This window comes from Tautonia rosea, assembly GCF_012958305.1.
Taxonomy (GTDB): domain Bacteria; phylum Planctomycetota; class Planctomycetia; order Isosphaerales; family Isosphaeraceae; genus Tautonia; species Tautonia rosea.
Genome location: NZ_JABBYO010000007.1, coordinates 286989 through 299132 on the forward strand (window position 1 = coordinate 286989; position 12144 = coordinate 299132).

Sequence of the window (12144 nt, forward strand, 5' to 3'; positions counted from 1 at the left end):
AGACGCGTCTTAACGGGAGCAATAGGGGGAGTCAGTCAATGGGAGTGTTTGGTGAGTCTCGGCGGCAAGCTGGGCCTTGAGCGCAATCTCGGTAATGCGGCAGGCTTCGTGCAAGGTCAAAGGAGGAGGTTCCTCACCACGCAACGAATGAGCAAAGCGCGTAAACAGGTCGATCTGAGGGTCAGGGGAGAGCGTCCGAGGCGGTTCCTGCGCGGTAGTCATCGAGAGCTTACGATCAGCCAGAACCAGGTCGACCACGCCGAGCGTTCCAGCGATGCGCACGCGTTCGTCTCCGTGAGTGGGGGCGGACTCGGGACGGAGATAGTCGAGGGTGACAGAGGCCAGACCGCCGTTACGCATGGTGAGTACGAACGCCGCCTGGCTGGCACATGCCGGGAAATCGGGATGAGCTGTGATTCCTTCGTGTCCGCAAATCGAGGTAAACTCGTCGCCTAGAATCCAGTGAAGCCAGTCAAAGGCATGAATGCCGGCCCAGGGGGCAATGCCAGGAAAGGTATCTCGACTGCGCCAGGAATCAGGGCGGGAGCGGCCCCATTTGTAACTTTTCTGGCTGAAGCTCAGAAGCGGATCACCAATGGCGCCAGCTCGGACGACTCGACGGACTGCCGCCAACTCGGCGACGCCTCGCATGGTGTGCATGGGAACAAGGGATGCCCCTGTGTTCTGCGCGAGCTTGAACAGGATCTCAAGCGTTTCGAGATCGATGGCCAGCGGTTTTTCGGCCATAACGGGCAAACCGCGTTCAAGGCAGAGACGTATCCATACGGGGATGCGGTCGGACCGGCCGCAGATCTGCACCACGTCGAGGTGTTCGGCGTCGAGCAAGCGGCGGGCATCCTCGTAACGACGGGTTTGGATCGTCAGGCCGGGGGCATGGTCGAAGGCTCCCGTCGATTCCTCCGGTCCGGCGGGGGCGACCGCCACGAGTACCAGACCGGGAACCCGATCGAGGGCTGGGGCATAGCTTTGCCAGTGTCCAGTCGATCCGATCAAGCCGAGTCGCATGGTGGGCCTCATCGACCGATTCCCCGGATGGTAGAGGGCCGGGGTGGGTTTGGAATGGACTGATCTCGCAGGGAGGATGCAGCAGGACTCGGAAAAGAGTGGGCCTGGCGTCCGTGATCACTCTATCGACCCTGACTGGCCGTTGCCAGTCGAGCACAACCTGCAAGAAAGACGAAGCGGGGATGGAGGCGGTGACTTTCTTCCCGGTGGGCTCCGGGGCATACTGGGACCGAAGTGTTGTGTCGGTCCTGGGCCGCTTCGTCATCGGATCAGAGAGATTCAGACACTCGAAGCGGATCAGGACGCGAAGGTAAATCAATTTCAGGAGGTACTCATGAGTCGCTTGAGTCGCGTTAAGAGATGGATCGGAAGGACGGCGGCAGTGGTCGGAGCGGCGCTGGCAGTGACCATCGCCTCGGGAGACGAGGTTGCTCCCGGGCCTGATGAGCAGCAGTTACCCTTTGCGATGCACTCGGAGATGACGGATCGGCCAACGATCACCGTAGGGCGGTCCGACGCCGATCTGATCGGAACCGACAATCGGGTGTTGCAAGCGGCAGTGGACTATGTGGCGGGCCTGGGGGGAGGTGTCGTATCGATCGGGGAAGGGGAGTATCTGATGCACGACTCGCTCCACCTTCGGAGCGGTGTCACCGTGCGAGGGGTGTACGGGAAGACGGTCTTGCGCAAGGCCAGGGCGGCGGTGTCTCCGCTGGTGCTGGATGGAGATTTCGGCGAGCAACAGATCACGGTGGAACAGCCGTCGGGGTTTGGGGTCGGCCACGGAGTGGCGGTCTGGGACAGCCGAGCAGGAGGGTTCCACACCACCGTCGCTCGGATTACGGGAGGACGCGAAAACACGTTTTCGATTGACAAGCCTTTGATGGCGGATTGCATGGTGTCGAACGGTGCGATAGCTGCCACGGTGTTTCCCGTGGTGAGTGGAGTGGAGATCGAGGGGGCTCGGGTCGAGGACTTGGTGATCGAAGGAAATAAAGAAGAAAATCTTTACTTGAATGGTTGCAGAGGTGCGGGAATCTATTTGTATCGAGGGTTTGGAACAGTGCTCCAGGGGTGCATGGTTCGAAATTATCATGGCGATGGCATCAGCTTTCAACAATCGAATGATGTGTCGGTCATCAATTGCATCAGCGAGGAGAACACACATCTCGGCCTTCATCCGGGCAGTGGTTCGCAACGGCCGGAGGTGAGGGGATGCTTGGCCAGGAAGAACGGGACGGACGGCCTGTTTCTGTGCTGGCGGGTGCGACATGGGACGTTTGAGGACAACGTGCTGGAAGAAAACGGCCAGTTCGGGATCTCGATCGGTCATAAAGACTCAGATAATCTGCTGCGAGCGAATCGTGTGGTTCGGAATGCGGAGAATGGCGTGTTCTTCCGGAACGAGTCGGAAGGGATGTCGCCTCACCGAAATCGGCTGGAAGGAAATGTGATCGAGGATAACGGTCGAGAACCTGGGACAGCGGGAATTCGAATTCGTGGAGAGCCGTCGGGACTGATTTTTGAACAGAATGTGATCCGAGACACGCGTCCCGACGCTGAGCGAACCCAGACGGTTGGGATCCTGGTGGAGCCTCAAGTGGGTCCGATTCACGTGGGATCAAATCGGATCGAGGCGGCCACGGTGATTGATGATCGTCGCGATTCGCTCGACGGCACACCGGACCCTTCGGTACCATGATCGCTTGGGATCACGATGAGTGCCGAAGATAAGAATCAGAAACGTTGCGAAAGCCGCCAAGCAATGAATAGTGTGAATGGGATTCCGCTGGAACAATGCACGCGATTGCGCAATCGCGTGAGCGAGGCCGTGATCCGAGATCGGCTGCTGACGATTGCGTCTCGCTTGATCTCGGTTCCAAGCCCGACGGGGGAGGCCGGAGCCGCGGCGGATGTCCTGGCCGAAATCCTGGGGGAGGAAGGCTTCGCCGTGGAACGCCCCGAGGCCGGACATCCGGCGGCCCCGGCGGTGGTCGCTCGGCTCGAAGGAAAGCGGCCGGGCAAGACCCTTCAGTTCGACGGACACCTGGATACGGTGCATCTCCCTTTCGTGCCGTTCGCGGTGGAAGGAGGTCGAATCCGGGGAAGCGGATCGTCGGACATGAAGGGAGGGCTGGCGGCGGCAGTGGAGGGAATGCTCGCCGCCCGGGATGCAGGGGTGCTGGAGGCGGGGACAATTCTGCTGACCGCCCACGATTTACATGAAGCACCCTGGGGATTCGGTCTGCAGTTTGATCGGATGTTAATGGACGGGATCGTGGGAGACGCGGTCCTGATTCCTGAACCACTCTGTGGACACTTGCCGGTGGCGGGTCGAGGTCAGGCCTGCTGGAAGATCACGATTCGGCGTGACGGCTCGCCAGTTCACGAGGTCATGCGCGATCCCGAAGCGCCGAGAGTCATTCCGGTTGGCGCAGAGCTGGTACGGCGGCTTCACGCGCTGGATGATCGCCTTGCTGGTCAGGTGGACGCAGTTGCCGGTCGGTCGAGCGTCTTCGTAGGACAGTTGCACGCAGGGGAGATTTACAATCAAGATCCGGCGATCTGCTGGTTGGAGGGCACCCGGCGCTGGGTTCCCGGTTGTGATCGGCACGAAGTGGAAGCCGAGTTTCGAGGGATGCTGGCCGAACTGGCCGCGGAGACCGGAACGCAGATCGACTCGGAGTTTCAACTAGTTCGGGATGCATACGCGCTCGATCTCAATTCCACGTTTGTGAGTGTGTTTCAAGCAGCACGTGTCGCAATCGATGGCGAACCCCTGCCGACGGGGCCGAAAGCGTTTGTGGATGACGGGAATAGCGTGTCGGCGCTGGCCGGCGTGCCGAGCATTACGCATGGCCCTTTCGCGGGAGGGCAGCACACGGTCGAGGAGTGGGCTTCGATCGAGGATCTGATGCGTGTGGCCACGCTTTACGCGCTCACAGCAGCCTTGTTCTGTCCCCAAGGATGACAACCTATGGCGACCGCGTCTCAGTCAATGCCCGACCTGATCACCGAAGCCCAGGCGTACGAAGAACGCTTCTTGCGGCAGATATTCGTGCGAGACCAGATGGCGGAGTGGTCGAAACATCCCTTGATCATGGCTCGAGCCGAGGATGTTTCGTATTGGGATGTGAATGGAAAGCATTACCATGATGCCTTGTCGGGCATTTACGTGGCCTCGATTGGACACAATAACCGCAAGGTGATTGATGCGATCAAGGAACAGTTTGACCGCTTGACATTCTCTCCCGCCATGCACGGGACAAATCCTGTGGCGGTGCAATTGGCGAACCTGCTGGCCGAACTGGCTCCTGGTGATCTGGAGGCGGTGAAGTTTCAGTGCGGTGGGTCGGAAGTGACGGAGGCGGCGATCAAGCTGGCCCGACAGTATCACCGGCTGACCGGATCACCGGGGAAATACAAAATCATTAGTCGGTATCAGTCGTGGCACGGATCGACGCTGGGGGCACTGTCGGCGTCGGGGCTAAAGGCCCGAAAAACCGTCAACGAGCCGATGGCGCCGGGATTCCTACACGTGTTCCCGCCAACCTGCTACCGATGTCCATTCGGCAAGACTTATCCGAGCTGCGAGCTCACTTGCGCGACGATCATCGAACAGGTGATCGCGATGGAAGATCCGGAGACGGTTGCGGCGATCATGGTTGAGCCGATCGGGCACACGGGGGGCGTGATCGACCCGCCCGAAGAATACTTGCCGATGTTGAGGGAGATCTGCAATCGTCACAACATTCTCTTGATCTTTGACGAAATTATTACCGGATTTGGCCGGACGGGGCATCTGTTTGCGGCGGAGACATTCGGCGTGGTGCCCGACGTGCTGTGCGTGGCCAAGGGAATGAGCGGCGGCTATGCACCTCTGTCGGCGATGATTTGTCGAAGGCCGATTGCCGATGCGTTCTGGGGACCGATCGAGTCAAACCCCGGTTTTGTGGAGGGGCATACGTTTGAGGGGAACCCGATCTCGTGCGCGGCGGGAATCGCAGTGATCCGAGAGATTCTGGATCGTGACCTTTGCGGCAATGCGCGGGAGCAGGGGGCTCGGCTCCGGGCAGGGTTCGAGCGACTGGCGGAACGTCATGGAGTGATTGGGGACATCCGGGGGAAAGGCTTGTTCCAGGCGATCGAGTTTGTTCGAGACTCGGTGACAAAGGAGCCGCTGCCCGACGCGTTTGGCGTGCGGGTGGGGCGTCGAGCGTTGGAGCATGGATTGCTGTGTCGGTTCGACCCGAACTGGATCGCGTTCGGTCCACCGTTGATCGTCACTGCGGAACAGATTGACTCGATGGTGGCGATCCTCGACCGGAGCCTTGGCGAGGTGCTGGCCGAGACCGGAGCATAAGGGAATTGGGAGACCGGGGCCTTGTTGCACGGCAAGGCCCTGGTCGGTGGGTTCGGGGATCAAGCAAGGATCTCGCGGATTGGCTTGCCGTGGTCGATGTCGAGCCGCTTGAAGCCAGGCACTTCAAGCTTGCGAGAGTCGAGGCCGAGCTGGTGCAGGACAGTGGCGTGGATGTCGGTGACGTAGTGGCGGTTCTCGACGGCGTGGAAGCCAAGTTCGTCCGTCGCGCCATGCACGACGCCGCCCTTGACACCGCCGCCAGCCATCCAGGCGGAAAAGCCGAAGGGGTGGTGATCGCGGCCGTCGCCGTTCTGCGAGCCGGGGGTTCGGCCGAACTCGGTCGCCCAGACGACGAGGGTGTCGTCGAGCAGGCCACGACGTTTCAGGTCTTTGAGTAATCCACCGATTGGTTGATCGACCTGGCCGCAGAGCTTCGAATGGCCCGATTTGAGGCTTGAGTGGGCGTCCCAGGCCCCTGCGCCACCGTTGGAGCCGTGGAAGATCTGGACGAAGCGAACACCGCGCTCGACCAGTCGTCGGGCGGTGAGGCACTGCTGGCCGAAGGTGCGGGTTTCGTCGCGGTCAAGGCCGTAGAGTCGTTGCGTCTCGGGTGTCTCGGAGGCGAAATCGACCACTTCAGGAACAGACATCTGCATGCGGAACGCCAATTCATACGACTTGATGCGAGCGCGAAGCTGGGCGTCGTCGGGGTACTGAACGGCGGAGATGCGGTTGAGACGGTCGATGAGGCTGAAGGCGTCGGCCTGTTCCTCGCGGTAGACGTCGGGGCCAGGGGCGGCAAAGGGGAGGGGATTCTTCGGGTCGATTTCAAGCTGGACCCCGTCGTGCTCGGGACCGAGGTAGCTAGCGCCGTGGCCGTTCAGGCCGCCGCAGCAGTCGGCGATGGGAGTTCCGAGGACGACGAATTGAGGGAGTTCCTCGTTGAGCGAACCGAGACCGTAATGAACCCACGAGCCGATGGTCGGGAAGGGGCCTTCGAGGGAGTGGCGGCCGGTGTGGAATTGAAGCTGAGCACCGTGGTTGTCGTTGGTGGTCCAGAGGGAGCGAATGACCGCGAGATCGTCGATGCAGTCCCCGACCTCAGGCCACCAGTCGCTGACCTCGATGCCACTTTCACCTCGCTTGGAATAGCCGACCTGAAGCGGATAGAGTTCGTGGCGGATGTGGCCGTTCGCGTCGTTCTGGATGGCGATTCGGACGTTCTCGGTATAAGGAGATTCGAGCACGTCCTGATAGGGTGTTTCGCTGATAGTTTTGCCCGCGAAGCGATTCAGGGCGGGTTTGGGATCGAAGCTTTCCAGATGGCTCGTGCCGCCGATCATGAAGAGCCAGATGACGCGCTTGGCCTTCGGGGCGAAGTGAGGGAGGCCGTCGGGCGGGGCCCACGAGCCGAACTCGTCGGCCCGGGCAATGCCGTCGCGATAGAGCATTGCACCAAGGGCAAGGCCGGTGAAGCCCATGCCGAGGTCGGCCAGGAAGGCACGTCGAGAGGTGTTCGGGGTGAAGGGGTTCATGATCGGGGCCTCCCGGACCGCGTGGGCGGTTCAGCGGATCGTGAGGAAGTCGGAGTGGTTCATCAGCACATGGACGAGGTTTTGCCGGGCGCGCTGATGGGGGTCGGTCGAGGGGGGTACGGCACTTTCGGGGCCGCTTTCGAAGGGGGTGAGGGCTTCGGCGTCGGCGAGCCGATCGGGCTGCGTCTGGAGGTAGTTCAGGCAGGCGTCGCGTTCCTCGGGGCTTGGGGCGCGGCCGAGAACCTGCTCGAAGGCGAGGGCGATGAAGGAAGGGTCGGTGTTCTCGCTCAACTCCTCCGAGAGCTTGCCGGCGAGGAGCCGGGCCTGGCCGAGGGTCAACGAACTGTTCGAGAGCGCAAGCGCCTGCTGAGGCGCGACGCTCACGTCGCGACGGTAGCAGGAGGTGACGTTGGCCGAGTCGAAGAGTTTTAGGAACGTGGACCGCTTTTCCTTGGCGTGTCGGAAATAGAGACTTCGGCGCGGGGTGTCAAGGGCCGACTCGGGAGCAAGGTCGGGTCCGCCGAGTGTGGGGTCGAGCGATCCGGCAACCCGGAGCACGTTATCGCGGACCAATTCCGATTCCATCCGACGGGGGTTCATGCGCCAGAGGAATCGGTTTTGGGAGTCGATGCGTGTGTTCGGGTGGTCGGGGTCGGACCAGGACTGCATCCGATAGGCTTGCGAGGTGACGATCAGGCGATGCAGATGCTTGAGGCTCCACCCGGATTCGATCAGCTCGACGGCAAGCCAGTCGAGCAGCTCGGGATGCGAGGGGGCAGACCCGTTGATGCCGAAGTCGAAGACGGACTCGACGAGCGGTTCGCCAAAGTGGCGCATCCAGATGTGATTGACCGCAACGCGAGCTGTGAGAGGGTTATGCCGATCGGTGATCCAATGGGCCAGGGCAAGACGCCTGCCGGTGCTGGTCGCGGGTCGTACGGGACCGAATGGGGAGTAAGAGGAGGGCAATGGGCCGTCGAGGGCCCTGGCGGCCTCGTCGGCGGCGTTGATTGCGTTGGTGAGTGTCTTCTCGGCAGCGGTGACGGCCTGGGCGGTCTTGGGGTCGTCTTCGGACAGTGCGGCACGGGCGTCGGCGAGTGCCTTTTCGGCGAGGAACTTGTCGCGTTCGGCCCGAGCCAGGGTGGCTCGACGTTCGGACAGGCCAGCACGGATGGTCAACAGTTCAATCTGGCGAGTGTCGGGGTCGTTTGCGTATCGGGCGTCGTCGGCTGCGAGGCGAGCCTCGACGGCGTCGAGGTCGGCCAGGGCGGCTTTCAGCCCTTGTTCGGAGAGCCGGAGGGGGGAGAGGGGAGCCTCCGAGGTTTCAGGATTCTCTTCGGCAGAATCGGCCTGTACCTGCTCCAGCGCCGTCCGAGCGGTTTCGACGGCAGCTCTCGCGCTGTCGAGCGTTTCGCGGCGCACGTGATCGCGGAGACCAGGATAAAAGGCGGTCGATGGTAACGAAACGGAGGAGATTTCAGGACCCTCGCCAAACATCCGAGGGATGGCGGGTTCGAGGCGGCGGCTCTCGACCGGCATCGATTCCTCGCCACGCTCGAACAGATAGGTGGGGCGGTCAGCGTGAGCGTCGAAGACGCGGACGAGGCCGTCTTTCGAGGTATCAGGCTGGCCGGGGATGGGGTCGGTGGCGATCTCATGAGGTTCGAAGAGGGCTCGAAAACGGTAGTAGTCGACCTGGGGGATGGGGTCGTACTTGTGATCGTGGCACTTGGCGCAATTGATCGTCAGGCCGAGGAAGGCCTTGCCGGTGTGCTCGACGGTGGCGTCGAGCCAGATGTTGCGGTTGAACTTGTACCAATTGCGGACGAGGAAGCCGGTGGCGCGGAGGGTATCGGGGTCGTCGGGGGCGATCTCGTCGGCGGCGAGCATGGCCTGGACCATCTGGTCGTAGCCGAGGTCGTCGTTGAGCGATTCGACGATCCAGTCGCGCCATCGCCAGATGTGCGGCTGGCTTTCGCGGACTTCCTGGCCGTAGCCGTCCCAGTCGCTGTAGCGCCAGACGTCCATCCAGTGACGGCCCCAGCGTTCGCCGTAATGGGGGCTGTCGAGGAGGCGATCGACGGCGCGATCGTAGGCATCGGGGCTCGGGTCGGTGAGGAAGGCGAGCAACTCGTCTCGGGCCGGTGCCAGGCCGGTCAGGTCAAGCGCAAGGCGGCGGAGCAAGAGGGCGGGGTCGGCCTCGGGCAAGGGGGAGAGACCAAGGCGCTGATGCTCTGCGGCAAGAAAGGCGTCAATTGGGTTCGATCCCCATTTTGGGGAGGGGGCGTCGGGCACCTCGGGCCGGACGGGGGCCTGGAAGGCCCAGTGATCCATCGGGTCTTGCTGGGGGGCTTCATCGTCCGGGGCGGGGGCCCCAGAGGCGATCCAGGAACGAAGGTGAGCGATCTGCTCGTCGGTAAGTGGTTCGCCCTCGGGGGGCATCCGGAGACCGTCCTCGGTGGTGAGGACGTGGAGGAGGTAGCTCTCCTCGACGTTGCCCGGTTCAATGACCGGGCCGGCGTTGCTCCCGACCAGCATCAGCGCGACCGTATCGAGCCTTAGCTCGGCTTCTTGCTTCAGGGCACCGTGGCAGGAGTAACACCGTGCGGTCAGCACTGGCTTGATGTCGCGGAGGTAATCAACCTCGACCTCGTCCGCTCCTGCCAGGGGCGGCATCAAGAGCCCGGTCAGAATGACCACAGCCGAGAGACGCAACACCATTCGCTCTGCCTCCGGAGAGGAATTCGGATGGCCAGTGGGCCAGTACCTCCGGTCTGTCCGCATGGGTGGACAACAATTGTTAACATTACCGCACGATCGGCTGGGGGCACAAGTCGCGATCGAGTTGCGCCAAGGAGCGTTCAGGCCGCTTTCGGTTCGTGACAGCCCCGTCCCGAACCGAAAGCCTGTCGATTCGCTCGCTTGAATCGGGTGAACGAGATAGCGTCTTGGGGATGCGCGCCGACGACTCGGTTCCTGGACGGGATTGGGAGGTTCTTGGTGACGGTGTGCGTCCGGAAGCGATGCACGGAGTATCGACGCGGGGTCAGGTCGGTTGAGGGCGAGGAAGGAGAGAGGACAGGACGGGAGGTGCCGCGGCGAAGGGTAGGAGCTGGTGGGGGCACCGACTCCGGACACTCGAAGGGCCGGAGTCGGTGGGCGGATTGCGAGGATTATTCGTCGGCGGCAACTGGGATGGTGAACGAAGCCAGGAAGGATTCGGTGTCGTACGAGTCTCGTTGGTCTTCCGGAGCCTCGGCTCGGTGCGAGGCTTGCAAAACCCACGTACCCGGCTCGAAAAGGTCGAGGGCGACCCGACCTTCCTCATCGGTCACGGCGGAGAGTTCGGGGCTGCCGTCGGGGTTCAGTGAGGTGCTGGCGGCGAAGACGTTCACTCCGGCCAGAGGCTTCCCCTGGAACAGGACCCGGGCCCGTACCGGTTCATCGAGTGAGAACCCCTTCATGCCTGGAGTCGAATCGAGAACGATTTCCAGTGCATGGCCCAGGGGAGGGCATGCTGCAACGCTCTCGGAACTGCCGGAGAGGATCAGGGCCTTGCCGAACTGGCTGCTTCGGGCCGAGAGGTTGATCTGGGCGCCTTCGGGGAGTTTCAGCTCACTTTTGGGGCCGCGAGCATGGACTCGTTTCCCGGAGGCCTCGGTGTACATGGTGAAGACCGACGGGGCTCGCACAACGGTCACCTGATGGAGGCCCGTCTCGTCAAGGACGATCTCGTTGGCTTGAAAGGAACGATCGTCACGCTTGAGCGGAACGACGGTGCCGCTTGGCGAGTGAAGTTGGTACTGCTCCAGATCGTTCCCTGAGACGAGTTCATCGACCGGGAGGCGATGTCCCCAGGCGAGGAAGACGGTGACTTTTCCACCCGGTGTCGTGGCCGGGTTATTGGCGATCACGGCGATGGAATGGGCCTGGGCCGATCCGGAGATCAGAAGAAAGAGGCTCAGGGTGAGCAGGGAACGTCGAGCGTGCATGATTCGGAGTCCTTCATTGAAGTGGGTTGAGACGTTTAGGGAATCATCCGGTAGGAATCATAGGAACAACCCTCGATCATTCTGCGTTTCCGAGGGTGCTCCGACTCATCGGAGAAGCGATCGGGTCGAAGTTGGGGTTGATGGCGAGTGCTTGCTTCAGGAGACGACGGGCGTCGTCGGTCTGACCGCGAGCATGAGCGATCATGCCGGCGTGAAAGAGGATCAACGGGTTCTGGGTGCCGACCTTGAGGGCCTCGTCAAGGATTTCGGCAGCCCGGTCGTGCTCACCCTTGCAGTACAAGATCCAGGCCAGGGTATCGCGGGATTCCGTGTTCGGGCCGTCCGCAAAGGCGGCTTCGGCGATCGCGAGCGCCGTATCGAATTCACGTCCGGCATCGGCTAGTGCGAGCGCGAGGTCTCGGCGATGCTTTGGAGCATTTTCGGCCTGAGCGATCAGCCGATTGAGCAGTGCCTGGGCGGAGCGGTCATCCCCTCGAGCGAGGGCGAACGCAGCCAGATCGCGAAGGGTTGCGGGGTCATTGGCGCGGCCGACAATGGACCGGAAGGTCCGCTCGGCGCGGCGATCGTCACCCTCGGAGGCGAAGAGTTGAGCCATGCCCGCGGTCGCCGGGCCGGCAAACATACGTGGGTCGTTCTCGTCGTGTGGGATGCCCAACTCGTGCATCTTCATGTGAGCGGTTGAAACAAATGTGATCGCCGCTCGAAACTGGTCACGGGCTAGGTCGGTTCGACCGTAACGCAGGGCGAGTCGTCCGTAATCAGAGTGGAGGCGGGCCAGCGTGTTCGCGCCATCGAGCGATTCGGGCGAGGCAATCGTCTTGGTTTCGGCGGCGACTGCCTGGGCCATGAGGTTGAGCGATTGATCGATCTGGCCCCTGGCCTCGGCGATCTTCGCCAGAGCTTCCAGACGAGCGGATTCGTTGCCCGAGGCGTTCGGTGATTCAAGAGCGGCTGCTGCCTCGTCGTACCGGCCGAGACCGATCAAGGCGAGACCCCGCAACAGCGAAGCGTCGGGGGCCTGAAGGTCGATCGCTTCCAGGGCATCGTGAAAGCGGCATTGCTCGATCAAGGTCGCCGGAGTTTCGACCGGAGGCTCTGTGGTTTGGGCGATGATCGGAGCCAGGCAGGCAAGAATCGCCGCCAGGGCAATGGCAATGGAGAGACGAGTTGGAAGGTCGAAGTGCAAGAGCATGAGCGTGATGACTCC

The 12144-nt window shown here is 62.1% G+C and carries 8 protein-coding genes; 3 read left to right on the forward strand and 5 right to left on the reverse strand.

All coding sequences use genetic code 11. From position 1 onward, the window contains the following. Window positions 1-9: 9 nt before the first annotated feature. Window positions 10-1026, reverse strand: coding sequence for a Gfo/Idh/MocA family protein (locus HG800_RS14565; protein WP_169977358.1), 1017 nt, complete (start codon window positions 1024-1026; stop codon window positions 10-12). 334 nt (window positions 1027-1360) lie between these two features. On the opposite strand from HG800_RS14565, the gene HG800_RS14570 reads away from it, so the two are divergent. The 3 genes from HG800_RS14570 (at window position 1361) to HG800_RS14580 (ending at window position 5389) form a co-directional block, all read left to right on the forward strand. Then, window positions 1361-2728, forward strand: a complete 1368-nt coding sequence (locus HG800_RS14570) for a right-handed parallel beta-helix repeat-containing protein (RefSeq protein ID WP_169977359.1) — start codon at window positions 1361-1363, stop codon at window positions 2726-2728. Between the two features lie 63 nt (window positions 2729-2791). Next, on the forward strand, window positions 2792-3997 hold the full coding sequence (locus HG800_RS14575) for a M20 family metallopeptidase (protein WP_169977360.1): 1206 nt from the start codon (window positions 2792-2794) through the stop codon (window positions 3995-3997). Between the two features lie 6 nt (window positions 3998-4003). Continuing rightward, complete coding sequence (locus tag HG800_RS14580) at window positions 4004-5389, forward strand: aminotransferase family protein (protein ID WP_235963694.1); 1386 nt, start codon at window positions 4004-4006, stop codon at window positions 5387-5389. Between the two features lie 59 nt (window positions 5390-5448). On the opposite strand, the gene HG800_RS14585 is transcribed toward HG800_RS14580, so the two are convergent. The 4 genes from HG800_RS14585 to HG800_RS14600 form a co-directional block, all read right to left on the reverse strand. Further along, window positions 5449-6924: a DUF1501 domain-containing protein gene (locus tag HG800_RS14585; RefSeq protein WP_169977361.1), complete on the reverse strand. Its 1476-nt coding sequence runs from the start codon at window positions 6922-6924 to the stop codon at window positions 5449-5451. Window positions 6925-6954: 30 nt separating this feature from the next. Beyond that, window positions 6955-9645 carry a PSD1 and planctomycete cytochrome C domain-containing protein gene (locus HG800_RS14590; protein ID WP_169977362.1) on the reverse strand — a complete coding sequence of 897 codons (2691 nt, stop codon included), beginning with the start codon at window positions 9643-9645 and terminating at the stop codon, window positions 6955-6957. A gap of 452 nt (window positions 9646-10097) precedes the next feature. Next, on the reverse strand, window positions 10098-10916 hold the full coding sequence (locus HG800_RS14595; RefSeq protein ID WP_169977363.1) for a DUF4198 domain-containing protein: 819 nt from the start codon (window positions 10914-10916) through the stop codon (window positions 10098-10100). Between the two features lie 76 nt (window positions 10917-10992). Beyond that, window positions 10993-12129: a tetratricopeptide repeat protein gene (locus HG800_RS14600; protein ID WP_169977364.1), complete on the reverse strand. Its 1137-nt coding sequence runs from the start codon at window positions 12127-12129 to the stop codon at window positions 10993-10995. Between the last annotated feature and the right edge of the window lie 15 nt (window positions 12130-12144).